This window comes from Gammaproteobacteria bacterium (assembly GCA_016200485.1).
GTDB lineage: Bacteria > Pseudomonadota > Gammaproteobacteria > Tenderiales > Tenderiaceae > JACQEP01.
The window spans coordinates 204718-230157 of the sequence record JACQEP010000004.1; the positions used below are offsets into that span (position 1 = coordinate 204718).

Sequence of the window (25440 nt, forward strand, 5' to 3'; positions counted from 1 at the left end):
GATCGCTCACTTAATCTCCTGCCCGGGGCGCATCACTCCCCCCGTCGTCGGATTACCACCCCCACGGGTGAAACTATGGGCCAAATATTCCGGTGGTTCTTCATCCAACAATTCGTAAAGCGTCGCCAACTGCAATCGATAGAGATATTCAAAATCGCGTACCGCTTCCGCTGGATTGTAATCACCAAACCACCAAAACCAATCCGAACCTTCACATACTGCCAACTGACGATCCAGCGCCTGACGCTGTTCTCCGGAAAATTGTTTTTGGACAATGGCACGATCATAGGTACGCTTGGCATCGGCCAACATATCCCAGCCACGATTTTTGTCGGGCTCACCGATCCAGGTGGAAAACGTGCCATAGACCCAACTGCCCGCTACCACTCTTGGCAATCGGGCAAGCGGTTCTATTTTCTTCAATACATTAGAAAATGTCGTTAGCTCAATACGCGGATGAGAACTCAGACGTTTATATAGTGCGCTGAGGAAGTGATAACCATTCTCTGGATAATATTCCCAGGCATTCTCGCCATCGAGAATAATAGATACCACGCTATCGGGCTGACCATGACACGCGGTTGCAATATTCTCAAGATGGTGCACCAGATCCGCGACCGCATCATCCGCATGCCATTTGGAATACGAGAATCCAATCAGATCGGAGAGCCCGTCATCGCGAAAAAAACAGGTCATGCGCCCATTTGCCGTCGCATAGGGACGATGAATGGATTTTGCCTCACGTACTTCGGGCAACGTCTCAGGACGTGCCAGACTGTTGCGCAATACACTCTCGCCGCTCGCTGCCCATTTTAATCCCTGATCTGCCAACAGGGATAAAGTCGCATCACTCACGGAACCTTCAGACGGCCAGCAACCCTGTGGACGAATACCAAAAATACGCTCAAAAGAGGCGAGCCCCTGCCTGACATGCCATTGCGCGCGCTCACTTCCCCCCGGGTATTTTTCCATCAAGGGCAAAATCGCATTCGGCATCGCTTCACGCGCACTTTCAATGTCCAGCAACAATGGCATAATTGGGTGCGCGTAAGGCGTCATCGACAATTCGATACGGCCTTGTTCTGCCAGGCGGCGATAACGCGGCAATACACCCGCCAGTAACTCACCAATGATCACCACCAGTTGATGCCGATCATGGTAGGTAAACCCCTCGGCTTTTTCTATTAGCTGTTTGGCGCGCGCATCGCTGCGACGCACCGTCTCACCCAACCAACCAAGGTGATACCAGGTCACGATGTCCGCGAGATACTGATCACTGACGTATTTAAATTCATCAGGGCGCTCCAACAACCGCAGCGCAAACCCCGCCAGCCGGTCATAGGCCGGAAATCGTTTGATAATAGTTTGCTGATTTGCCCGCAAGCACGCTTTTACCAAAATCGCGCGCGCTTCGGCCTCCGTTGGCAACGCTGGCGACGCCAAGGCGGCCAGCAAATGATCCGCCAGGCGTCCATTATGATTCAGATATTGATGCACCTGTTGCGTGTAATGTTCGATTTGCTCCAATAAGATGGGGGCGAAATTAACCACCGCCCGCGCATCTGGCACTGCCTCCAGATGCGCGGCCATATCGACATAGTCTTTAATGACATGCAGATAAGTCCAGGGAAGCTTGTACTCCCCGGTAACGGGATCGAAATAATTTGGCTGGTGCATGTGCCAACACAACACCAGCTTTAACTTGTGATCAACGGGCATAGTGTAATTCTTGCCCCAGCATTTCCGGGGATACTAGTACTATCCCGCCTTCACTGACATGAAAACGCTTGCTATCGGCAGCAAGGTCTTCACCAATCACAGTGCCCGGAGGAATAGAACAACCTTTATCAATGACGGCACGTCGAATACGGCAGTTTCTTCCAATCTCAACATTCGGCAACACCACTGATTCCTCCACAGTGCTAAACGAATGCACATAAACGTTCGAAAACAATACTGAGTGGCGAACTGTCGCCCCCGAAATCAAGCAGCCTCCGGACACCATCGAGTCTACCGCCATGCCACGACGCCCATCATCATCAAAAATAAACTTGGCGGGAGGCAGCTGTTCCTGGTAAGTCCAAATTGGCCATCGCGAATCATACATATTTAATTCCGGCGTCACTGATGCCAACTCTATATTTGCCTCCCAAAAGGCGTCCACGGTTCCCACGTCGCGCCAATACCCCTGGCGTCCGGACTGCACATCACGGAAGGAATAGGAGAAGATACGATATTTCTCCAGCACGTGAGGAATAATGTCTTTACCAAAATCATGTGACGATCCTGGCAAGTCGGCATCGCGAACTAATTGTTCAAACAGAAAATCACGATTAAACACATAAATCCCCATCGACGCCAGCGCAACATCGGGATTTCCCGGCATTGGTTTCGGTTGTTCAGGTTTTTCTTCGAAGCCACGGATGCGATTATCGGCATCGATATTCATCACACCAAAGGCCGTCGCTCGATCCAAAGACACCTCAATACAACCAATCGTCATGTCGGCATTGTTCGCCACATGTTCCGCAATCATCGGACCATAATCCATTTTATATATATGATCCCCCGCCAGGATCAACACATATTCAGGCATGTGGCCGCGAATAATATCGAGATTTTGATATACGGCGTCGGCCGTACCCTCATACCAGGAGGTTTCTATCCGCTGCTGGGCTGGCAACAACTCGACGAATTCGCCGAATTCACCACGAAAGTAACCCCACCCCTGCTGAATATGCCGGATCAGTGAGTGAGATTTATATTGCGTCAGCACGCCGATCTTGCGTATGCCCGAATTAATACAGTTCGAAAGCGGGAAATCGATGATCCGAAACTTGCCGCCGAATGGCACGGCTGGTTTTACGCGCCAGGTCGTCAATTGCTTTAAGCGCGTGCCACGCCCACCAGCCAGGATCAGTGCCAAGGTATCTCGCGTCAAACGGCTCACAAACCGGGTATCCTCTAGTGTCATGGTCCCTCCCTCACGAGTTATGCCTCATAATCCCTACCCGTGCCCTCAGTCATTAACGGCACGAGAAGAATAAAACTTATGCTATCATCAAACGTAGATAATAAAGGAAAATCTGCTCAGGTTTCCTCTTAAAATTATAGCGGCCATTGTGGCCTCCAAAATGGGAATCGCTGTGGACGGTATTACACTTTCGTCGGACATTAGCCGTATCATCGAGGCTCGCCATCACGATCCTTTTGCAGTGTTGGGGCGCCACACGTTGAGCGATGGTAAATCGTTAATCCGAGCTTTTATTCCCCGCGCCCGCACAGTGGGAATTGCCGATACCAATATCACCTTGGAACGTCTTCCCGGCACGGATATTTTCGAATGGCGGGGGCCTACTGACAAGATCAAGGATCTTTACCGGCTACGCTGGCAAGACGATCACAATCAAACCCACATTCAGTACGACCCTTATTGTTTTCCACCCGTACTTTCAGAATTTGACCTTCACCTCTTTGGCGAAGGCAAGCACTGGCATGCCTATCGAATTTTAGGTGCACACCCCCACGTCCACGAAGGCATCGAGGGGGTGTTATTCGCCACTTGGGCTCCCAATGCCGAACGTATCAGCGTCGTGGGCGACTTCAACGAATGGGATGGCCGCCGCCATCCGATGCGCGTGCGCGGCGATACCGGTGTCTGGGAATTGTTCATTCCCGGATTGCACAGCGGCGATTATTACAAATTTGAAATCCGCAACCGCAATAGCGGTGAACTGCTGACCAAGTCAGACCCCTATGGTCAATATTTCGAACTGCGCCCAGGCACCGCCTCAATCATCACCGATCCCAGCCAATATCAGTGGCAAGATCAGAATTGGCTGCACCTTCGCGAACAAAACAGCTGGCTTCACGAAGCGATGTCTATTTACGAAGTCCATCTTGGCTCCTGGCAGCGAGATGAGGCGGGTAACTTTCTAAATTATCGCGAACTTGCGCACCGCATTGTCGGCCATGTGCGTGACCTTGGCTTTACCCACATTGAGTTATTGCCTATCACCGAGCACCCGTTTGATGGCTCTTGGGGTTATCAAGCGACAGGCTATTACGCCCCCACCAGCCGTTTCGGTAAGCCCGATGATTTCCGCTATTTCGTCGACTACTGTCATCGTCACAATATCGGCGTTCTGTTGGACTGGGTGCCAGGCCATTTCCCGAAAGATGCCTTCGGACTCGCCCGCTTTGACGGCTCGGCATTGTATGAGCATGAAGACCCACGCCTGGGCGAACATCGCGACTGGGGCACATTGATCTTCAATTATGGCCGCAATGAGGTGCGCAATTTCCTCTTTTCCAGCGCTCTTTACTGGCTTGAAGAATTCCACATCGACGGCCTGCGCGTCGACGCCGTCGCCTCGATGCTGTATCTCGACTACTCCCGCAACGAAGGCGAATGGGTACCCAACATCTATGGTGGCAGGGAAAACCTCGAAGCGATTTCCTTCTTGCGCCAATTGAATGAAGCCACTCATCAACGCCACCCCGGCACCATGATCATGGCCGAGGAATCCACCGCCTGGCCAATGGTGTCGCGCCCCGTTTATCTCGGCGGACTAGGCTTTAGCACCAAATGGAACATGGGCTGGATGAACGATAGCTTGCAATATTTCAGCAAGGATCCTATCCACCGCCATTATCATCATGACCTGTTGACCTTCAGCTTGCTCTACGCCTTCACCGAAAATTTTATCCTGCCGTTCTCACACGATGAAGTGGTGCATGGCAAGGGTTCCATGCTCAACAAGATGCCGGGGGACGAATGGCAACGGTTCGCCAACTTGCGGTTGTTGTATTTCTACATGTTCACTCATCCCGGCAAAAAACTACTTTTCATGGGCTGCGAATTCGCCCAGGGCCAGGAGTGGAACAGCGCCGATACCCTGGATTGGTATGTCCTTGACTACCCACTGCACCAGGGGATTCGAACCCTGGTGCGTGATCTCAATCGCATGTATCGCGAAAATAAGGCGCTGCATCATTTCGATTTCGAAGCTGCGGGTTTTGAGTGGATTGATTGCCATGATGCCGCGCAATCGGTACTCACTTATTTACGCCACAGCAGCCATAATGACTTCGTCATCGTCGGACTGAACTTCACACCAGTACCTCGCGAACGTTATCGTATCGGCGTACCCGAGGCAGGTGTTTATCAGGAAATTCTTTGCACAGACTCTGCCTATTATGGTGGCAGCAATATGGGCAATGGCGCGGGGCTGGTCTCAGAACCCATTCCATGGATGGGGCGCCCCCACTCCATAGAGTTTACGCTGCCGCCATTGGCCGGGGTTGTGCTGCGACGGATTGGTTAAATAATGTAGGGGCGATTCATGAATCGCCCCTACGATTGATTTTTGCCCTTGTGATCAGGTTTTTTGACAAACTGTTAAATGGCAATATAACTCACCGCGTAAAAACTTAGCACCAATCCCAATGGCAATAGCCATTGTTGCGCTGATGGCCTGGCGGAGATTTCCAATTCAATAGTCGTACACACGCTTTCATCACCGCGGCGTACCACCTGACTGAAAATCGTGGCCGCGGCCGATCCATATTGCGCCAGCTTTGATGATTGCGAGGGCAGAGACTTCACCTGCCCTGCCACGAGTGATTGCACCTCATTCACACACTCCAAGGTCATCACAATACGCACTGCCATTCGCTCCGGGTTCACCCCGAACAAACGCAACGGCGACACCAACCAATAAAGCGCACTGATTAACGGCTCACGTTGCGTCGTCAACAATAACAAACTCACCGCAGTCACGATCAGCACCAGCACCGCAATCCGATGCACAGCAAGTGCCAGCCCTTCCCTGCTCGGCAACCACTCCGGCGCACCCTGCCAGAGGCTCTGACCAGGCGTTAGCCAGCAATAAATCAACACTATGGAAAGGAAAAACCAACGCAATCGCCATACCATCGGCCATGCAACACGCATCGTGCGCCCGCCATTACAGGCAATGAGCATCAAAATAAGACCGAGGGCGAGATAAAACTGATTGATTGAACCCAGCGAAATTGACAGGCTAAAAATCAAAAAGGCTGCAATACGGATGACTGGATGAACCGCTTCGATTATTTTGCAACTCATCGAAAATCTTCCTGAAAAACGATCCGAACTTACGCGTATATTCGTGTTTTTGCGAAAAAGCGCGGTTTATGGTTTATTCAGATCAACCAATCTGCTGAATTAAGTGCTGGGCCTCTTGGCGTTGCATTTCACTCCCCTCGACAACAACCTCATCGAGAATCGTGCGCGCCCCCGCCTGGTCACCCATGTCGATGTAGGCCTTGGCCAAATCCAATTTCGTTCCCACGACATCGTCGGAACTGTCGAACACCGTTGATTCCAGCTCTTCTTCGATGGGGCCAAATTGAGAAACCGCTTCATCCAGATTCCACTCCTGATTGGCCACTGAAGTTTGTTCAGCAACCACGGTTACATCGCCCATCTCCGCCGCCGTTTCTTCCAATCCCCAGTTTTTATTGACTTCCACATGTTCCGCATCAACAGGCGTCACGGCGACATGTTCTTCCGGCGGCATCTCTGATTTGAGATCGAGTCCGCCAAATTCGGAAACCGCTGCCTCCAGCGTCCATTCACTGGATTCACCCAAACCCACTACAGACTCGGCAGCAACAGTCTCATCACTGACAAGCGAAGACAACAAATCATCGGCACGTTGTTCCAGCGACGAATCCAAATCCGTATTTTTGGCAACCGTTGGTTCAGTCCCCAGGTCAAAATTTATCTCACCTGGCAGGTCAAGATTCAGATTCAATGCATCGCCAGCCTTGGTATCCAGGGCATTCATATCCCCCACATCCAGGCTCGCAGCAAGATCAGCATCGCTCAATGTTGCAGATGCCGCTGATACATCAAACTCGAGGTTGTTATCAGCGCCAGAAGTAGCGCCCGGCTCAGCATCGACTGCCGCTACCGCAGCACCCGCTTCGGCAAATAATGGATGTTCCGGACATAACTCACGCCCCATCTCAATCGCTTGCGACCACACTTGATTACCCTGCCCGCCTGCCATGGCATACAGAGATTCTGCCTGGGCTTCAAAAGCTTCCTTATTCTTGGTGGTGTGATAAATCTCCATCAATTTCAACCGGAGTTCACTCCGGTCTGGATGATTACGTATCGCCTCTTTCAACAATACCTCGGCCTGCTCATAACGGCGATAGGCAAGATAGACATCTGCTTCGGCGACGGGATCGATATCGGCTTCTTCAGTATGGATGGAACCGATATCGGAAGTTGAATATTCCGGCACCCCAGCCACAGCGGATTCAAATTCATTGCCAGGAGTACTCGATACCGTTGCCGCCGCAGCGGGCGCCGCTGACGACCTGGTCTGCGATTTAGCTGCCACAAGCGATTCAAACGAAACACCGCCAGGGATCGGTTCATCAACAGCACCTTGCCGGCGTTTACGCAGATACGCAACCACACCCAACACCAACAATAAAGGTATGCCCACCGCCAAACCTAAAAGCTTTGGATCAGCCAACAACTGATCAACAAAACTTTGCTCGGGTTCAGGCTGAGAAACCGGCTTCGGCTTTGGCGTGGGAGCTGCTGGTGACGGTTGCGCCACTTCCGGTCCCACTGTTTCCGGTGTTGCTGCGCCTACCTGCGGCGTTGTGCCTTGCGTCACGCCGCTTTGCAGCGCCGAAAAAGTATCGTCCTTAAGCGTAATCAGCCGTTGCATGGCCTGGATTTGCTTTTCCAGCTCCGCAACACGATTGTGCAAATCGGTATTCTCCTGGCGCATTGCCTCGGCGGTTTCCTGGGCGATGGCCAGCTCTTTCTGCAAGGATCCCCCCTTGCCACTCTTACCGGTACCACCCAATCCATTCGCCGTCTGAGTTTCATCCGGCGTCACCAACTTCAGCCGCGCATTCGCAGAAGGTGTAGCCGCTGAATTAGGCGCTACCGCGCTCGATGTTGCTGGCGTCGACTCGGCTGCTGTGGCAGCTTGTTGTCCCGCAACTTCCTGTCTGACACCCGCCATGACATTCGAACCACGATGGCCACTCGCCAACCACTGCTGATATTGGCGATTGGTCTCGGCGACCGCCTCATCTTTGGAAAGCGCGCCAATCACATCCATCTCCGGGGCACGCAATATGTAGCCGGCCTTCAGCCCGTTTACATTGCCCCCCATGAAGGCTTCTGGATTTTCTTTCACCAGTGCCACCATCATTTGTGCGATGCCCACGGAATCATTCGATCGCATCCGTTTGGCAATCGTCCACAAGGTATCCGTACGTTGCGTTGGCCCATAACTACCTACTGCTGCAGACGGTGCTACCGGCTGCGCACGCGGCGCAACGACAACGGGCTGTTCACGCTCAATTTTTGCCGAGCCTGTCGTCGGCGCCTCAACCGGCATCGCCTTTTCTTCAGCATCAAAGACAGGTGGATCCAACAGCAGGGTATACTCGCGCAACATCTGGCCATTGGCCCAGTTGACGGTGACGACAAAATCAAGAAAGGGTTCACGTATCGCGCGATTGGAACTGAGTTTGACGTAGGGGGCGCCACGCCCCTGTTTGATGACCTCAAACACAATATTGGCCAAGGCCGGAGTACGCTCCACACCGAGCTTTTCAAAAGCGGCATTGGTCGCCAATTGCACCGTCAACCCTTCCAGCTCGGCAGGAGTGGTTGCCAGTAGTTTGATTTCTGCCTTTAAGGGCTCATTGAGAGCAGACTGAACCGAGATGTCGCCCATTCCCAAGGCATAAGCTCCGGCCGGCACCCACAGGCAGGCTCCAAGAGCCACGGCCAACTTCCGTATTTTCAATCCCTTATACAATTTTCCGTCTCGTTTATGCATCACACATTAGTGACCGTTGATCTATATAACGGCTGTGTTGTGAGTTTCATAAATCGCTATTGAATCCCTGTGGTCCGAATGGAAAATATCCTTTTTCCATCCTCAGGAAGGCCGGCCTTCCCGTCCTGCGACTCAGTTCAGATATTCTTTTAACAGAATTTCCGCGATCTGAATACCGTTCAAAGCCGCTCCTTTGCGAACGTTATCGACCGTAATCCACAAATCTAAACCCTTGGAATGTGACAAATCTTCCCGAATTCGTCCAACACAGACCTTATCCTTACCTACTGCATCACTCACAGGGGTCGGATAATGACCATCGTCACACACCATCAACCCCGGAGCCCGTTTCAATAAGGCGCGCGCGGCCTCAGCGGTAAGCTTGGTTTTAGTTTCGATATGCACGGCGGCACTATGGCCAAAAAATACTGGCACACGCACGGTTGTCGGGTTAATCGCCTGTATCGCATCACCAAAAAGCTTGCGGGTTTCGGTGACGATCTTCATTTCCTCTTCACTGTAACCATTCGACTCAAAATCACCGACCTGAGGAATCACATTGAAGGCAATCTGCTTGGGAAAGAGTTTCGGTTTAATAGGTTGGGCATTGAGCAAATTAGCCGTTTGCTTTGCCAATTCCCCCACCCCCGACTGACCGGCACCCGACACTGCTTGAAAAGTCACCACATTGACACGTTCGACGCCGGCTGCATCATGCAAAGGTTTAAGCACCATCGCCAGTTGTATCACCATGCAACTTGGCATAGCAATAATGTTGTTGTCGCGGAAATTGGCAAGTGCTGCTGCATTGACCTCCGGCACGATCAGCGGCACATCCTCTTCCAGACGGAATTCCGGCGTTCGGTCAATCACCACACAATTGGCAGCAGCAGCCTTGGGGGAAAATTCGCGCGACACACGTGCACTGGCGCAAAAAAATGCGATCTGAGTTTGAGAAAAATCAAACTTGGCGACATCTTCCACCCGCAGATTCTTGCCACCGAACTGCACCCGGCCACCGGCCGCATCCATTTCTTCAAGCGGATACAGATTAGCCACAGGAAAGGCTCGCGCCTCGAGAATTTCAAGCAAAGTCTCGCCGACCGTACCCGTCGCGCCGACGACGGCAACATTCACACCCTGATTCACCGCCAACTCCTTAATGTTCCAACAAGATACGCAACATGCGGCGTAGCGGCTCGGCCGCCCCCCACAACAACTGGTCACCCACGGTAAATGCAGACAAATACTGCGGCCCCATATTCAGCTTGCGCATGCGACCTACGGGCACCGTCAGGGTCCCGGTAACCGCCGCCGGCGTCAACTCACGCATGGTGATCGCGCGATCATTGGGTACTACTTTCACCCAATCATTATGTGCAGCGATGATGCCATGAATCTCATCCAGCGAAACATCCTTCGTCATCTTGATCGTCAGCGCCTGACTGTGACAACGCATGGCGCCGATACGCACGCACAAACCATCAATTGGAATTTGCTTGTCGCTACGGCCCAGAATCTTGTTACATTCGACCTGCGCCTTCCACTCTTCCTTGCTCTGGCCACTTTCGAGTTGCACGTCAATCCATGGAATCAAAGACCCCGCCAGCGGCACCGGCCAGGCCTCAAGCGGATAACGATCGGAACGCAGGAAATCAGCAACCTTCTTGTCAATTTCAAGTATCGCCGACGCCGGGTTATCCACCAGCGCCTTAACTTCACCATTCACCGCGCCCATTTGCTGAATCAATTCGCGCATATTACGCGCACCGGCACCGGAAGCCGCCTGATAGGTCATTGGGCTGATCCACTCGATCAAACCTTTGTCGAACAAGCCACCAATCGCCATCAGCATCAGTGATACGGTGCAGTTACCGCCGACATAGGTCTTGATGCCTTTCTTCAAGCCATCTTTGATCACATGCTTGTTAACCGGATCGAGAACGATGATGGCATCATCTTTCATGCGTAAGGCAGAAGCGGCATCGATCCAATAACCTTTCCAACCTGCGCCGCGCAATTGCGGATAAATATCCTTGGTGTAATCGCCGCCCTGGCAGGTGATGATCACATCCATCGCCTTGAGATCGTCGATGCTACCAGCATCTTTGAGCGGCGGCACGTCCTTACCAATATCCGGCCCCTTGCCGCCGATCTGTGAAGTGGTGAAGAATACGGGATCGATATGATCGAAATCCCGCTCTTCACGCATCCGCTGCATCAGTACCGAACCGACCATCCCACGCCAACCGATTAGCCCTACTCTTTTCATTTTTTATTCCTCAAAGATTAGAACCGCAAAAGCCGCAAAGTAAAAAATTGTTTCTACTTTGCGTTACGTTGCGGCCTTCGCGGTAAACAGCCTTTAAACCCGTAACGCCGCCACCACAGCGTCACCCATGCCGCAGGTACCTATCTTCCTGGTGCCCTCGGTATAAATATCCCCGGTTCGATATCCCTGCCCTAACACCTGCTTAACCGCGTTCCGGATCCAATCCGCCAATGCAAGCTCATTCAAAGAATAGCGCAACATCATCTCTACCGACAGAATCGTGGCCAGTGGATTGGCAATATTTTTACCGGCAATGTCCGGCGCCGAGCCGTGGATTGGCTCATACATACCCTTATTATTCTGGTCCAAGGAAGCAGACGGCAACATGCCGATGGAACCCGTCAGCATAGAAGCCTCATCCGACAGAATGTCACCGAAGATATTACCGGTCACAATCACGTCAAACTGCTTCGGATTGCGTATCAACTGCATCGCCGCGTTGTCGACATACATGTGCGACAACTCAATCTGTGGATATTCCTTGGCAACGTCGATCACAACTTCTTTCCACAACTCGCTGCACTCCAAGACATTGGCCTTTTCGACCGAACACAGCTTCTTGTTACGCTTCATCGCACTCTTGAAGGCGACATGGGCGACACGCCGCACCTCAGATTCCGAATAAAGCATGGTATTAAATCCAACGCGCTCACCATTGCGCACTTCAATGCCACGCGGCTGACCGAAATAAATATCCCCCGTCAGTTCACGAACAATCATGATGTCGAGTCCAGCCACCACTTCCGGCTTCAGTGTCGAGGCATCTGCCAACTCAGGATACAAAAATGCCGGTCGCAGATTGGCAAACAGATTCAGTTCCTTGCGGATGCGCAACAAACCACGCTCCGGCCGTTTGTCGCGAGGCAAGGTATCGTATTTCGGGCCACCGACGGCACCGAGCAACACCGCGTCTGCCTGCTTGGCCAGCTTCAATGTTTGCTCTGGCAAGGGATCAGCAGCGGCATCGTAACCCGCGCCGCCAATGGGCGCCTCTTCCAGCTCGATCTTCAAACCGTAATCAGCACTCAGGCATTTCAACACCTTCACTGCCTCGGCGACAATCTCCGGGCCGATGCCGTCACCGGGTAGTACAGCTATCTTTTTGGTCATATTTTCTCTCAAAAATCATCATAAACCGCGAAGGACGCAAAGGAACGCTAAGATTGCAGCTGATTCACAACCCGCTTCAAGCCATCCTTCATATGTTTTACATTAAAGTTAAGCAAAAAACCCAAACGATAATCTCCCAGCTTGAGATAACTCAGAAGCTGAGCCAAATGGATATCAGTAATCTTATCTACCGCTTTCAGCTCCATTACAACGGCATCCGCAACCAGCAAATCGATCCGATATCCCACATCAAGTTTCAATCCATCATAATGCACAGGCAAACCAACCTGGCGTTTCACATCCACTTGCTTAGCAAGCTCATAAGCCAAACATGCTTCATAGGCGCTTTCTAACAACCCAGGCCCCAATGCCGAATGAACCTTAAATGCACAATCAAGAATAATTTTCCCAATCTTTTCTGCATTCATTTATTTTCCTTGGCGTTCCTTTGCGTCCTTTGCGGTTAATCGCTCTTAAGTAAACAACCAGGGCGCGACAACCTTACGCTTTGCTTCATAGGCCTTGATGTCATCCACATGCTGCAGAGTCAAGCCGATATCATCCAGACCATTTAACAAGCAATGTTTGCGGAAGGCATCTACTTCAAAGGCAAATGATTCGCCGGACGGGGTAACCACCTTTTGATTAGGCAGATCGATTTCCAGACGGTAACCTTCGGTCTTTACCGTTTCTTTAAACAATTCATCTACCACCGTCGCAGAGAGCACAATCGGCAAAATGCCGTTCTTGAAACAATTATTGTAAAAAATATCGGCAAAACTCGGGGCAATGATACTCCGGAAACCGTAGTCTTCCAGCGCCCACGGCGCATGCTCACGCGATGAACCGCAACCAAAGTTATCGCGCGCCAGCAAAATCCTCGCACCCTGATAACGTGATTGATTGAGCACGAACTCAGGATTCAAGGGCCGCTTGCTATTATCCCTTCCCGGCTCGCCATGATCGAGATAACGCCATTCATCGAATAAATTAGGACCGAAACCAACACGTTTGATCGATTTCAAAAATTGCTTCGGAATAATGGCATCGGTATCGACATTCGGCCGATCCAGCGGTACTACCAAACTGTTAAGTGTTATAAATTTATTCATATCATTCGCCTTTCAAAACCCAACACGGACGAGCGCATGGATGCGCGAGGTAGGGCAACGCATGGAGCGGTTGCCGAGACGCAAAGACGCAGAGAAACCCAGTTATAAATTCTTTGCGCCTCCGCGTTAGATCTTAGATTTTCAGTTCCCGCACATCGATAAAATGACCTGCAATTGCAGCCGCTGCCGCCATGGCTGGACTCACCAGATGCGTGCGTCCGCCCTGTCCCTGGCGACCTTCAAAATTACGATTCGATGTCGAGGCGCAACGCTCACCCGGTTCCAAGCGATCCGCATTCATTGCCAGACACATCGAGCAACCCGGCTCACGCCACTCAAAACCAGCGTCGATGAAAATCTTATCCAGCCCTTCTTTTTCGGCCTGTTGTTTCACCAGACCGGATCCGGGCACCACGAGCACCTGCTTCACATTGGCCGCCACCTTGCGTCCTTTGGCAACCGCTGCGGCGGCACGTAAATCTTCGATCCGCGAATTGGTACAGGAACCTATGAAGACTATATCAACCTTGATTTCATTGATGGGTGTATTCGCCGCCAATCCCATGTAGGCCAATGCCTTTTCCATGCCGGTACGCTTCACTGCATCTTTTTCCGCCGCCGGATCGGGCACCTTACCGTCGATGGCCACGACCATCTCCGGTGACGTACCCCAAGTGACTTGTGGCTTAATCTGCGCGGCATTCAATTCAACTACGACGTCGAACTTGGCATCCGCATCACTGTGCAAATCACGCCATGCTGCCACCGCTTGCGCCCACTGCTCACTTTTCGGCGCATAGGGGCGACCTTTCACATACTCAATGGTCTTGTCATCGACAGCCACCATCCCGGCACGGGCACCGGCTTCGATCGCCATATTACAAACCGTCATCCGGCCTTCGATGGAAAGATCCATGATCGCCTCGCCGGCGAACTCAATTGCGTAACCAGTGCCACCGGCCGTGCCGATTTTACCGATGATCGCGAGCACGATATCCTTAGCGGTTACTCCTGAACCGACCTTGCCGTTCACTCGCACCAGCATGTTCTTCGATTTTTTCTGAATCAAACACTGCGTTGCCATCACGTGCTCAACTTCAGACGTTCCAATCCCGTGCGCCAAGGCGCCGAGTGCGCCATGCGTCGACGTATGCGAATCACCACACACCACCGTCATACCTGGCAACGTTGCACCCTGCTCCGGACCAACGACATGAACAATGCCCTGCCGCAGATCATTCATCTTGAATTCGGTGATGCCGAAGTAATTGCAGTTGTCGTCCAGCGTCTCGACCTGCAATTTAGAAATCGGATCAGTTATGCCCGCGATGCCTTGATCACGGCCGATGGTCGGCACGTTGTGGTCCGGCGTTGCCAGATTGGCACTCACCCGCCACGGCTTGCGGCCCGCCATGCGCAAGCCATCGAACGCCTGCGGCGAGGTCACTTCATGCACCAGCTGCCGGTCAATATAGATCAAGCAACTGCCATCATCGTTCTGACGCACCACGTGGGCATCCCACAATTTGTCGTACAAGGTCTTGCTTGCCACGGATCACTCCATATTCTTAGGGAACCTCTGATTAATCCGCTGAAGCAGCGTCTGCGGCGTTGCAAATGGGCTCAAAATGCTCATTTACTGCGTGTAAACTCCGCTTTTTCGCCCATTTGCGCCTTGCATCCATCTGCTTGATCAAATTAATCAGAGGTTCCCTAGGTTCCATCACGATCCCTATAGTACCTCCATACAAATCATAATACTAATTCATGTTTTTTATTAATTGCATAACTTTTAGGAATAGTTAAAATAGATATATGAATATCGAAGAACTCCAGGCCTTTCTCACCGTCGCCGAACAGGGCTCATTCACCCGCGCCTCCGAATCACTATTTCTCACGCAACCCGCGGTGAGCAAGCGCATCGCGGCACTGGAACAGGAGCTCAACGCCCGTTTCTTCGACCGCATCGGTCATCGCATCGAACTCACCGAGGCCGGCCGCGCCCTGCAACTACACGCCAGCCTGATCCTCAACGCTATAGAAGACAGCCGCCGCGCGATCGCCAACCTTGGCGGCGAGATCGGCGGCCGCCTCAGCCTCGCCACCAGCCACCATATCGGCCTCCACCGACTACCTCCGGTGTTACGCAGTTATACTCGCGCCCACCCCGACGTACAGCTTGATTTACGCTTCATGGACTCCGAAGCCGCCTGCCGCGCGGTGGAACACGGTGAACTGGAACTGGCCATTGTCACTCTGCCCGATCCACGCCATAGCACGCTGGAATTATTGCCGTTGTGGGAGGATACTCTGCACCTGGTCACCGCTACCGACCATCCCTTGAGCCGAAAAAAACAGATTACACTCGCCCAACTGTGCCAGCACCCGGCGATTCTCCCCGCTCATGGCACCTTCACTCGCGAACTGATCGAGCAAAAACTTGGGGCTCAGGCCAGAAACCTGCACGTCGTCCTGGAAACCAATTACCTGGAAACGATCAAGATGATGGTGTCGATCGGTCTGGGCTGGAGTTTCTTGCCTGAGACCATGCTCGACCGCAGCCTGCACGTGCGACGCAACAAAGAATTCGCGGTAAAACGTACTTTAGGCGTGGTACGTCACCCGCAGCGCACGCTCTCCAATGCGGCGCGCGCGTTGATCGAGGCGTGTGCGACCTCTACCTAAGCTGTTTTATTTCACTTATGCTGATGTACAAACGAAAATGTTCATGGATTGTCCAATTTTGAAATTCCCTGCTTTTATAGGTCAGTCGGTAACCTCTAAAATCAGCCGATATCTGACACACATTCCGACAGGAGCCACTCGCGCATGAGCAACAAGCAACCGGCTACCAACCTTCAGCAACTGCTGGCCCAGCAGGCTCCGCGTCGCCGCGGGTTGATCATCACTGTAATCGCGCTCGTTATCATCGGGCTGATTGCCGTGTTTTTCTTCAAAGGCAACACCAAGGCGCCGCAACAGTTCATCACTGCCGAGGTGCAACGTGGAGACCTCACAGTCACGGTTACTGCCACTGGCACCCTGGCGCCACTGAATCAGGTCGATGTCGGCAGCGAGATCTCCGGCACCATCGAATCGATTGCTGTCGACTTCAATGATCGCGTCAAACGTGGCCAGGTACTGGCGCGTATCAACACCGACGAACAACAGGCGCGCGTCACACAAGTCCGTGCTGCGTTGGACGTTGCCGAAGCGCGCGTCTTGCAAGCCAATGCAACGGTTCAGGAAACCGAATTGAAACTGAAACGTTGTGAGACACTGGCACAACAGGGGCTGTGCCCATCCCAGGATATGGAAGCCACCCGCGCCGCCCGTGACCGTGCCGTGGCCGACCAGTCCAGCGCGAAGGCACAGGTATCGCAAGCCAAGGCCACACTCGATGCCGAACAGACCCGACTCACTAAAGCCGCCATTCGCTCACCGATTGACGGCATTGTGCTTAAACGAAATATCGAACCCGGCCAGACTGTGGCCGCCTCGTTGCAAGCCCCTGTGCTCTTCACACTCGCGGAAAGCCTGAGCCAGATGGAGCTGCATGTCTCGGTTGATGAAGCCGATATCGGCCAAATACACGTTGGCCAGATTGCGACCTTTACCGTGGATGCCTACGGCGACCGGAGTTTTCCGGCCAAGATTATCCAAGTACGCCTGGCACCCCAAACCACGGGGGGCGTAGTGAGTTATGAGACGGTGCTGGCGCTCGACAACAAAGATCTCGCCCTGCGCCCAGGCATGACGGCCACCGCCCAAGTCATGGTCGAACAGATTCATGATGCCCTGCTGGTACCCAATGCAGCACTGCGTTTCACTCCGCCTGTGACTCAGGCCAAAGAACAACGCAGCCTGCTCGACCAGCTTTTTCCGCGTTGGGGCCGGCGCGATCGCAATGAACAAGCCCAAGGCAAAAACAAGCAGAAACAGGTATGGCTGCTGCAAAACAATGTGCCCACGCCAGTCGATGTCAAAACTGGCGCCAGTGACGGACGCATGACACAAGTTACAACTGGCGAGCTGCAGCCCGGCACTGCCTTGTTGGTGGATGTGGCGACTGGACCCGCGCGATGAACAATGATCGGCCACTGATTGCCCTGCGCAGCTTGAGCAAGACCTACGGCCGCGGCGCAGCAAGTGTCAATGCCTTGCACGATGTTGATCTGACGATCCGCGAAGGCGAATTCGTCGCCATGATGGGACCGAGCGGTTCGGGAAAATCCACTTGCATGAATATCCTCGGTTGTCTCGATATACCCAGCAACGGGCAATATCTGTTTCATGGCGAACCCGTGGAACAACTATCGCGCAATCAGCGGGCATTGCTGCGTCGTCACTACATTGGATTTGTGTTTCAGGGATTTAATCTGCTCGCCCGCACTACGGCGCTGGAGAATGTCGAACTGCCGCTGATTTATCGCCGCATTCCCACCCGCGAGCGTCACGCCCGCGCCCGTGCGGCATTGGCCGCTGTCGGACTCGAAGGCCGTGAAAATCACACGCCAGCCGAACTCTCTGGCGGCCAGCAACAGCGTGTTGCCATCGCCCGCGCGTTAATCACCGAACCTGCCCTGGTGCTAGCTGACGAACCCACCGGCAATCTCGATACCCAGCGTGGCCACGAGATCATGCAGCTACTCAGTAATCTCAATCGCGAACGGAATATCACCATCATCATGGTCACCCACGAAGCAGACATCGCCGCCTTTGCCAAACGTGTCGTGCAGTTTCTCGACGACACGATCCAACGTGATGAATTCAATGGAGGAACACGCTGATGTGGTGGAGTGCGTTATCGCTAGCACTGCGCGAAATCCGCCGCAACCTGATGCGCTCGGCGTTAACCATGCTTGGCATCGTCATCGGTGTGGCGGCGGTGATCACCATGGTGACGATTGGTAACGGCACCACCGCCAAGGTCACGGCTCAGATCGAAAGCCTGGGCAGTAACTTACTCATAGTGCGTCCAGGCCAGCGCCACCGCCCTGGCGCGCGCGAATCGGCCAAGCCCTTTGATCTGGCAGATGCGGAAGCGCTGGGGCGTGACATCCCGTCGATTGCGGGGGTCTCGGCCTCATCGGCCCAATCGGTCATGGCGGTCTATGGCAACGCCAACTGGTCCACCAACGTCACGGGCATCGATGCCCAATACCTCACCGTGCGCAATTGGAATCTGGCGGCGGGACGCAATTTCACCAGCGGTGAGCTGCGCGCCGGGGCAGCAGCATGCCTGCTCGGCGAAAGCCTGCGCCAGCAACTGTTCGGTCAGCAGGATCCGATCGGTACCAGCATTCGCCTGGGAAGTATTTCCTGCCAAGTCGTCGGCGTGCTTGCCACCAAAGGCCAATCCGCCATGGGGCAAGATCAAGACGATATCGTCCTCATTCCCTTGCGCAGCTTCTGGCGCCGCATAGCAGGTAATCAGGACGTCAACTCAATGTTTGTTTCCGCCCGCGCAGGCGCATCGACTGACTCAGTTAGCGACGACATTGAGCGCGTTTTGCGCGAACGCCGCCACATCAGCAGCGGCCAAGAAGACGACTTTAGCGTCATCGACATGAAAGAGATCGCCAAAACCATGACCGGCACCACCCAGATCATGACCGCCCTGCTTGGCGCCGTGGCTGCCGTAAGTCTGATTGTCGGCGGCATCGGCATCATGAACATCATGCTCGTCTCCGTCACCGAGCGTACCCGCGAGATCGGTATCCGCCTCGCCATCGGCGCGTTGGAGCGTGAAGTCCAGCGCCAATTCCTGGTGGAAGCCGTCGTGCTGTCATCCGTGGGCGGCATCGTTGGCATCGTGCTGGCAGTCTTCGCCTCCTACCTCATCGCTGGCGCGCTGCAGGTACCTTTCATGCCCGATGGTGGCATCATCTTGGAGGCCTTCCTGTTCTCGGCCGCCGTCGGCGTAGTATTCGGCTACTTCCCGGCTCGCAAGGCGGCACAGCTAAACCCCATCGACGCATTAAGGCACGAGTAATTCACTATGCAGAAGGAACACAATATATGGAGTCAGTGGCTCTTCCATGGTAATCTTTACCCCCAAACTGCCCAAACAACGGCAGGCGCCCCACCCTAAATCGTCCCCGAGAAGTAAAATACAAAAATTAAGGTAATAAAACCTGAATCCAATTGGATATAATTACCTGTCCAATGGTTATTCTACTTGCTGTACAAAAAAGCAGCTTATTAGTTGCTTTAGGCTTAAATTAAACCGAGTTTCAATACGAATATATGTGGTTGGCTTTTAAACAAAAAATTGGTGCCAAAATCATCGCTTGGAAAAATACGGAGCACAATGTATTTAAGATAGTGTTTCTATGTGCGATTTTCATATTGATCTCTGACAACCAGCGCTTCTATTCCTCGCTATCCAGCATCATCGGTACTGCATCGATACCCAGCGCCTTGCTCTACCTGGTAGTGGTCGTCATCCTCTTTTCCAGCTTGTATCTGTTGCTTTCCCTGTTTGCCATCAAACATCTCACCAAGCCCATTTTGATCTTGATGCTCATCAGCTCCTCGCTCACAGGTTATTTCCTGGACACCTATAACGTCATCATTGATGACCGGATGATTCAGAACGTTGCTGATACCGATTCACGAGAAGCTACCGAACTACTCTCCTGGAAAATGTTGGCGTATCTGGTTTTCTTTGGACTGCTGCCCGCAACAATCGTTGTCTTCACCAAACTCAAATACAAACCATTCACCAAGCATCTCTTGTGGCAAGGCGGTTACATCACCGCCAGCCTCGCCATCGTTAGTTTGCTAGCAATTGCATTTTACAAAGATCTCTCGATCATCGGGCGCGAACACCACGAACTGCGCTACTACATGAATCCCAGCTATCCACTCTATTCCCTGGCAAGGTTCACTCAAACGACATCGGCTCATGACGCGCCTGTCAGGCTCACGCCGATCGGAACCGAGGCACGCCAGGCCAGCACATGGCAGAAAAGAGGTAAAAAATCCGTATTCATCTTTGTCGTCGGTGAAACCGCCAGGGCACGGCATTTCTCCCTTGGCGGCTACGCGCGCGATACAAATCGCTACACCCGCGAACAGAATGTCATTTTCTTCAATAATGTTTCATCGTGTGGCACCTCCACCGCCGAATCCGTACCCTGCATGTTCTCTCTGCTTGGCCGGAGCGATTACAGTATTCAAGCAGCATCCGAACAGGAAAACCTGCTTGACGTTCTAAAACATGCCAACATCGATGTTTTATGGCGCGACAATAATTCCGGCTGCAAGGGCGTCTGTGACCGCGTGGCACAAGAGGATGTGTCGTCTCTGAAAATACCTGAGCTCTGTCGCCCAGATGAATGTTATGACGAAATCTTGCTGAACAAGCTCCAGGACTATCTGGATAAGGCACAAGGCGATGTTGTTATTGTCCTGCATCAAAAGGGATCACACGGCCCCGCCTATTCGAAGCGGCATCCACCCTCCTTCACCGAGTTCACGCCCGAATGCCAGCAAGATCAGGTCCAATCCTGTGAGCAACAGACCATTGTCAACGCCTATGACAATACGATTCTGTACACCGATTATTTTCTGGCCCATACCATCAAGCTGCTGAAAAACAATGCCAAGACATTCAATTCAGCAATGCTCTATGTCTCCGATCACGGGGAATCATTGGGAGAAAACGGCATTTATCTGCATGGGCTCCCTTACATGATCGCTCCCGAAGATCAGAAACATGTCCCCATGATGCTCTGGCTGTCAGACGGTTACAAACAAGCCTATGGCATCGATGAAACCTGCCTCAGACAAAACAGCGCCCGCGAATATTCGCACGACAATCTGTTTCATTCTGTTCTGGGATTGCTGGATGTCAAAACCAGCGTCTACAAGGCGGATCAGGATATTTCGCACGCTTGCAGGAAACATTCCTGACGTGGTGTCAGCGCCTTAGCTGAATTTCAGGAAGTTACCCTATTCCATCCCATTAAATCTCCCCCGCAACACAAGAATACTTCACGCGCTCCTAACCGTATGGTCTAGAATTAAGCAGACAACCGTTCACAGCAAATATGCCCCGGCGAGGGGAAACTCAGGGGCTTCACGATGCGTGTCTCTCCCATTTCGATATATATCTCCGCCATTCTGCTGCTGACATCTGCGCTATGCGATGCCGCAATCGAGCGGCGCAAAGATCAATTCGGCAAAGACTTCGGTTATTACGTCTATCCCATCGTTGGTGAAATTCCCGGCCTGGGCAGCGCCGCAGGTGGCGGAGCTAGTGTGCTGAACATCGCGGGTAACGATGCCGACTTTACTGGCTATTACATCCAGGGAGATTTTGAAGCCAAAGGCGCCGCTTTGCTGGATTACCACCTCCTGCCACAACGGCTAATCTTCGATGTCGGATACAACGATTATCTGGTGGCGCCTACTTCCTATGACCGGGGTATCAACTCCGATCCGGACGATGTGATCCGCCCCAAGATCGAGGGGAGTTACATCCTCGGACAACTGACCTATACGCTGGATGAACGCCGTTATGAGCTCTTCGCCCGCGCCCTGAGGGGCCGCAACCGCCTGCATGAGATTCTCGACAAGGACGGCAAGGCCTTTGCAGGGGTGGATACACAATGGAAGCAGAATACCGATTATGCGCTGGGCGGTTCTGTTGATCTCACCGATGACCGGCTTGATCCACGCAATGGAGTGCGCTTCGAATTTGCCGCCAAGCTACCGCGCGATGCTGCCGCCGATGAGAGCCATTATTGGGTGACCGATTACAACCTCTCTTACTACATACCGATGCGGCGTTGGGATACGCTGGCCTTTAACCTCTTCCACTCGCGGACCCATGTCACTCGCAAGGGCGAGACCGATTACGCCACACTCCAACAGACCTCTGGTCTGAATTGCTCACAATACCCGGTCGGCGGTGAACGAGATAAATGTCTCACTACCGAAAAGAAACGTATCAACAGCCTCATCGCCCAGAACCGTTATGGCACCGCCTCACCGTTGGGTGGCACACAGCGGCTGCGTGCCTTCGACAACTACCGCTTCTATGCCTCACAGGTGTTGTTTTATGGCACGGAGTATCGCTGGAATCTAACCGATGAACGGACGCCGTTCGACATCTTCATCGCCAAGGGGATTCGCACCGGCATGCAGCTAGCCGCTTTTTGGGAACGCGGCATGGTGACCGATCACAGCAATGAACTGCTCAAGGATAGCCGCAGCAGTTATGGCATCGGTTTTCGGGTGATCCTCTCCGGCGTCATCATCCGCCTCGACCTCGCCAATGGTGAAGAGGGCATGCAGAGTCAGCTCTTCATCACCTATCCGTGGAGCATGTTCTCGGTGGACAATCCGGGGTAGCAACACCCAGGTCTGCGCCAGGCATTCATCAATAAAGCCATTTCTGGTATTCTGTGCAGATTCCCAGACCCCACAAAACGCTCGCTCATGGCTGCAAAAATCATTGATGGCAAAGCCATCGCCGCCCACATCCGCCAAAACGTCAAACAACGGGTCGCGCATCGTCTGGCCCTGGGCCAGCGAGCGCCTGGCTTGGCCGTGGTGTTGGTGGGCTCCGATGCCGCCTCGCAAGTCTATGTCAGTAACAAGCGCAAATCCTGCGCCGAAGTCGGCTTCATTTCCAAATCCTATGACTTAGCGGCAGAGACACCCCAGGACGAACTGCTGGCCGTGATCGATCGCCTGAACAACGATCCCGAGATCGATGGCATCCTGGTGCAATTACCGCTGCCGCAGCACATTGATACAGAAATGGTGATCGAGCGCATCGCGCCAGACAAAGATGTTGACGGCTTCCATCCCTATAACGTCGGCCGGCTGGCACAGCGCCTCCCCAAACTGCGCCCCTGCACTCCCTGGGGCATCATCACACTGCTGGAACACACCGGCGAAGAACTCAAAGGCAAAGAGGCTGTCATCGTCGGCGCCTCCAACATCGTCGGCCGGCCGATGGGCCTGGAACTGCTGCTAGCGGGTTGCACCGTCACCACCTGTCACCGTTTCACCAAAAATCTGGAGGCCCACGTGCGCCGCGCCGAGATATTAGTGGTAGCCGTCGGCAAACCCAATTTTATTCCTGGAGCATGGATCAGGGAGGGTGCGATGGTGATCGACGTCGGCATTAATCGGCTGGATAGCGGCAAACTAGTAGGCGATGTGGATTATGGAGGTGCAGCCAAACGCGCGGGCTGGATTACCCCCGTCCCCGGCGGCGTCGGGCCGATGACCATCGCGACGCTATTGCAGAATACCTTATATGTGGCGGAAAGCCTGAGACAGGATTAAAACCCTTTTGGGCTTATTGCGTCCCCATGTAGTGCAGAACGGCCGGCACAATCAGCCACGCCAAGCCTTTGATTAAAAAGAATAAAAATCCATAAAAACCGACCCGCTTGAGCCAGGGGCAAGTAAGGGAAATCCGGGTCGCGACTTGTTCTATTTTCTGGTTGATTATCATGGTATTGAGCATCAGGTTGATGCTCAATATAACGGCCGTTAGGGGACTGGGCTTGAAGCCGTACCCCTAGAAGTTAACCTTTGTTAACCCCGCCGCCAGGTGGTCCCGCCGGCGCCATCCTCAAGAATGATACCCTTGGCTTGCAGCTCGTTGCGAACGCGATCGGCCTCAGCCCAGTTTTTAGCTTTACGGGCATCGAGGCGTTGTTGAATCAACGCTTCGATCTCCGCGTCACTCAATCCTCCATTACTAACACCGCCTTTGAGGAAAACGTCGGCGTCATCCTGCAACAAACCCAGCACACCACCCAAATATTTCAACGCACCTGCCAGACGCGCAATCTCGACATTGTTTTGCTCTACCTTGGCACGATTTAGCGCATTGGCCAGATCAAACAACACCGCCATGGCTTCCGGCGTATTGAAATCATCCTCCATTACTGTGCGGAAGCGTGTCTCGTATTCGCCGCCGTCATTAACTTGACCTACATTCACGCCGCGTAACGATGTGTAGAAACGATCCAGCGCCGCCTTGGCCGAATCAAGGTTTTGATCAGCGTAATTCAAAGGGCTGCGATAGTGACTGGCAAGAATAAAATAGCGAATGACTTCAGGTGCGTATTGTTTTAACACTTCGCGCAGCGTGAAGAAATTGCCCAGCGACTTGGACATCTTTTCTTCATTAATCTGGACAAAACCATTATGCATCCAGACATTGACGAATTTGCAGCCGGTCGCCGCTTCGCTCTGGGCGATTTCGTTTTCATGATGCGGAAACTGCAAATCGAGGCCGCCGCCGTGAATATCAAAATGGTTGCCTAAACATTGCGTCGACATCGCCGAACATTCGATGTGCCAGCCGGGACGGCCTGCGCCACAGGGTGATGGCCAGCTCGGTTCGCCAGGTTTGGCGATTTTCCACAACACGAAATCCAGCGGATCATCTTTAGCTTCAGAGATTTCGACACGGGCACCGGCGCGCAAATCTTCCAGCCGTTTGCCGGATAACTGGCCGTAGGTTTCGAATTTACTGACATCGTAATACACGTCACCATTGCTGCCGACGTAGGCGTACCCCTTGTCGACCAGTATCTTGATCATGGTAACAATATCGTCAATGGAGGCCGTGGCGCGTGGCTCATGATCTGGTCTCAATACACCCAGTTTATCGGCATCTTCATGCATGGCGATGATAAAGCGGCCGGTGAGGTCATTGATGTGTTCGCGGTTTTCACTGGCGCGCTTGATGATCTTGTCGTCGATGTCGGTGATGTTGCGGACGTAAGTAACGTCATAGCCAAGATAGCGCAGATACCGCACGACCATATCGAACACCACCAACACGCGCGCATGACCGACATGGCAATAGTCATAGACTGTCATGCCACAGACGTACATTTTTACTTTGCCGTCCTCAATCGGTTTGAAGACTTCTTTTTGTTTGGTGAGGTTGTTGTGAATTTTTAGCATGGTAAAAAATCGCCTTAAATCTAACTGGTCATCGTATGATTATGTTTTATCTCCCCTCCTCATGAAATGA

At 52.9% G+C, this 25440-nt stretch carries 20 protein-coding genes; 8 read left to right on the forward strand and 12 right to left on the reverse strand.

Annotation, left to right across the window (positions count from 1 at the left end; translation table 11 throughout):
* Positions 1-6: 6 nt before the first annotated feature.
* Positions 7-1677 carry a glycoside hydrolase gene (locus HY272_01565; GenBank protein ID MBI3771383.1) on the reverse strand — a complete coding sequence of 557 codons (1671 nt, stop codon included), beginning with the start codon at positions 1675-1677 and terminating at the stop codon, positions 7-9.
* 31 nt (positions 1678-1708) lie between these two features.
* The gene (glgC, locus tag HY272_01570; protein MBI3771384.1) at positions 1709-2974 is read right to left on the reverse strand and encodes a glucose-1-phosphate adenylyltransferase; all 1266 of its coding nucleotides are present in this window, start codon (positions 2972-2974) and stop codon (positions 1709-1711) included.
* Between the two features lie 160 nt (positions 2975-3134).
* On the opposite strand from glgC, the gene glgB reads away from it, so the two are divergent.
* Entirely contained in the window at positions 3135-5327 is a 2193-nt protein-coding gene (glgB, locus tag HY272_01575) for a 1,4-alpha-glucan branching protein GlgB (protein ID MBI3771385.1), read from the forward strand.
* A gap of 74 nt (positions 5328-5401) precedes the next feature.
* Here the strand turns inward: glgB and HY272_01580 are convergent, their stop codons facing one another.
* The 8 genes from HY272_01580 to leuC all read right to left on the reverse strand — a co-directional run bounded on the left by HY272_01580 (position 5402) and on the right by leuC (position 14973).
* Complete coding sequence (locus HY272_01580) at positions 5402-6109, reverse strand: hypothetical protein (GenBank protein ID MBI3771386.1); 708 nt, start codon at positions 6107-6109, stop codon at positions 5402-5404.
* Positions 6110-6191: 82 nt separating this feature from the next.
* Positions 6192-8813, reverse strand: a complete 2622-nt coding sequence (locus tag HY272_01585) for a FimV family protein (protein ID MBI3771387.1) — start codon at positions 8811-8813, stop codon at positions 6192-6194.
* Between the two features lie 186 nt (positions 8814-8999).
* Positions 9000-10016 (reverse strand): aspartate-semialdehyde dehydrogenase, encoded by a 1017-nt coding sequence (locus HY272_01590; GenBank protein MBI3771388.1) that lies wholly within the window; start codon positions 10014-10016, stop codon positions 9000-9002.
* Between the two features lie 10 nt (positions 10017-10026).
* Positions 10027-11139, reverse strand: coding sequence for an aspartate-semialdehyde dehydrogenase (gene asd / locus HY272_01595; GenBank protein MBI3771389.1), 1113 nt, complete (start codon positions 11137-11139; stop codon positions 10027-10029).
* A gap of 93 nt (positions 11140-11232) precedes the next feature.
* The gene (leuB, locus tag HY272_01600; GenBank protein ID MBI3771390.1) at positions 11233-12309 is read right to left on the reverse strand and encodes a 3-isopropylmalate dehydrogenase; all 1077 of its coding nucleotides are present in this window, start codon (positions 12307-12309) and stop codon (positions 11233-11235) included.
* 47 nt (positions 12310-12356) lie between these two features.
* Entirely contained in the window at positions 12357-12737 is a 381-nt protein-coding gene (locus HY272_01605; GenBank protein MBI3771391.1) for a GxxExxY protein, read from the reverse strand.
* A 45-nt stretch (positions 12738-12782) separates the two neighbouring features.
* Positions 12783-13421 carry a 3-isopropylmalate dehydratase small subunit gene (gene leuD, locus HY272_01610; protein ID MBI3771392.1) on the reverse strand — a complete coding sequence of 213 codons (639 nt, stop codon included), beginning with the start codon at positions 13419-13421 and terminating at the stop codon, positions 12783-12785.
* Between the two features lie 133 nt (positions 13422-13554).
* Positions 13555-14973: a 3-isopropylmalate dehydratase large subunit gene (gene leuC, locus HY272_01615; GenBank protein ID MBI3771393.1), complete on the reverse strand. Its 1419-nt coding sequence runs from the start codon at positions 14971-14973 to the stop codon at positions 13555-13557.
* A gap of 263 nt (positions 14974-15236) precedes the next feature.
* On the opposite strand from leuC, the gene HY272_01620 reads away from it, so the two are divergent.
* The 7 genes from HY272_01620 (at position 15237) to folD (ending at position 23729) form a co-directional block, all read left to right on the forward strand.
* Entirely contained in the window at positions 15237-16106 is an 870-nt protein-coding gene (locus tag HY272_01620; protein ID MBI3771394.1) for a LysR family transcriptional regulator, read from the forward strand.
* 144 nt (positions 16107-16250) lie between these two features.
* Positions 16251-17507: an efflux RND transporter periplasmic adaptor subunit gene (locus tag HY272_01625; protein MBI3771395.1), complete on the forward strand. Its 1257-nt coding sequence runs from the start codon at positions 16251-16253 to the stop codon at positions 17505-17507.
* Positions 17504-18211: an ABC transporter ATP-binding protein gene (locus HY272_01630; GenBank protein MBI3771396.1), complete on the forward strand. Its 708-nt coding sequence runs from the start codon at positions 17504-17506 to the stop codon at positions 18209-18211. The genes HY272_01625 and HY272_01630 overlap by 4 nt, the downstream gene beginning before the upstream one ends.
* On the forward strand, positions 18211-19416 hold the full coding sequence (locus HY272_01635; protein MBI3771397.1) for an ABC transporter permease: 1206 nt from the start codon (positions 18211-18213) through the stop codon (positions 19414-19416). Before HY272_01630 ends, HY272_01635 begins: the two co-directional genes overlap by 1 nt.
* Before the next feature lie 356 nt (positions 19417-19772).
* Positions 19773-21341: a phosphoethanolamine--lipid A transferase gene (locus tag HY272_01640; GenBank protein ID MBI3771398.1), complete on the forward strand. Its 1569-nt coding sequence runs from the start codon at positions 19773-19775 to the stop codon at positions 21339-21341.
* 171 nt (positions 21342-21512) lie between these two features.
* On the forward strand, positions 21513-22784 hold the full coding sequence (locus HY272_01645; GenBank protein MBI3771399.1) for a BamA/TamA family outer membrane protein: 1272 nt from the start codon (positions 21513-21515) through the stop codon (positions 22782-22784).
* Between the two features lie 87 nt (positions 22785-22871).
* Positions 22872-23729, forward strand: a complete 858-nt coding sequence (gene folD / locus HY272_01650; protein ID MBI3771400.1) for a bifunctional methylenetetrahydrofolate dehydrogenase/methenyltetrahydrofolate cyclohydrolase FolD — start codon at positions 22872-22874, stop codon at positions 23727-23729.
* Between the two features lie 13 nt (positions 23730-23742).
* Here the strand turns inward: folD and HY272_01655 are convergent, their stop codons facing one another.
* The gene (locus tag HY272_01655) at positions 23743-23928 is read right to left on the reverse strand and encodes a hypothetical protein (protein ID MBI3771401.1); all 186 of its coding nucleotides are present in this window, start codon (positions 23926-23928) and stop codon (positions 23743-23745) included.
* A 56-nt stretch (positions 23929-23984) separates the two neighbouring features.
* A complete protein-coding gene (locus tag HY272_01660; protein MBI3771402.1) occupies positions 23985-25370 on the reverse strand; it encodes a cysteine--tRNA ligase in 1386 nt (461 codons plus the stop codon).
* Between the last annotated feature and the right edge of the window lie 70 nt (positions 25371-25440).

What these genes read in the sequence shown, in the direction of transcription:
- glgB (MBI3771385.1), top strand. Translation starts at nt 3,135, where the DNA reads ATGGGAATCGCTGTGGACGGTATTACACTTTCGTCGGACATTAGCCGT.
- HY272_01580 (MBI3771386.1), bottom strand. Translation starts at nt 6,109, where the DNA reads ATGAGTTGCAAAATAATCGAAGCGGTTCATCCAGTCATCCGTATTGCA.
- HY272_01635 (MBI3771397.1), top strand. Translation starts at nt 18,211, where the DNA reads ATGTGGTGGAGTGCGTTATCGCTAGCACTGCGCGAAATCCGCCGCAAC.
- HY272_01625 (MBI3771395.1), top strand. Translation starts at nt 16,251, where the DNA reads ATGAGCAACAAGCAACCGGCTACCAACCTTCAGCAACTGCTGGCCCAG.
- HY272_01605 (MBI3771391.1), bottom strand. Translation starts at nt 12,737, where the DNA reads ATGAATGCAGAAAAGATTGGGAAAATTATTCTTGATTGTGCATTTAAG.
- glgC (MBI3771384.1), bottom strand. Translation starts at nt 2,974, where the DNA reads ATGACACTAGAGGATACCCGGTTTGTGAGCCGTTTGACGCGAGATACC.
- HY272_01620 (MBI3771394.1), top strand. Translation starts at nt 15,237, where the DNA reads ATGAATATCGAAGAACTCCAGGCCTTTCTCACCGTCGCCGAACAGGGC.
- HY272_01645 (MBI3771399.1), top strand. Translation starts at nt 21,513, where the DNA reads ATGCGTGTCTCTCCCATTTCGATATATATCTCCGCCATTCTGCTGCTG.
- HY272_01630 (MBI3771396.1), top strand. Translation starts at nt 17,504, where the DNA reads ATGAACAATGATCGGCCACTGATTGCCCTGCGCAGCTTGAGCAAGACC.
- asd (MBI3771389.1), bottom strand. Translation starts at nt 11,139, where the DNA reads ATGAAAAGAGTAGGGCTAATCGGTTGGCGTGGGATGGTCGGTTCGGTA.
- leuB (MBI3771390.1), bottom strand. Translation starts at nt 12,309, where the DNA reads ATGACCAAAAAGATAGCTGTACTACCCGGTGACGGCATCGGCCCGGAG.
- HY272_01660 (MBI3771402.1), bottom strand. Translation starts at nt 25,370, where the DNA reads ATGCTAAAAATTCACAACAACCTCACCAAACAAAAAGAAGTCTTCAAA.
- HY272_01565 (MBI3771383.1), bottom strand. Translation starts at nt 1,677, where the DNA reads ATGCACCAGCCAAATTATTTCGATCCCGTTACCGGGGAGTACAAGCTT.
- folD (MBI3771400.1), top strand. Translation starts at nt 22,872, where the DNA reads ATGGCTGCAAAAATCATTGATGGCAAAGCCATCGCCGCCCACATCCGC.
- leuD (MBI3771392.1), bottom strand. Translation starts at nt 13,421, where the DNA reads ATGAATAAATTTATAACACTTAACAGTTTGGTAGTACCGCTGGATCGG.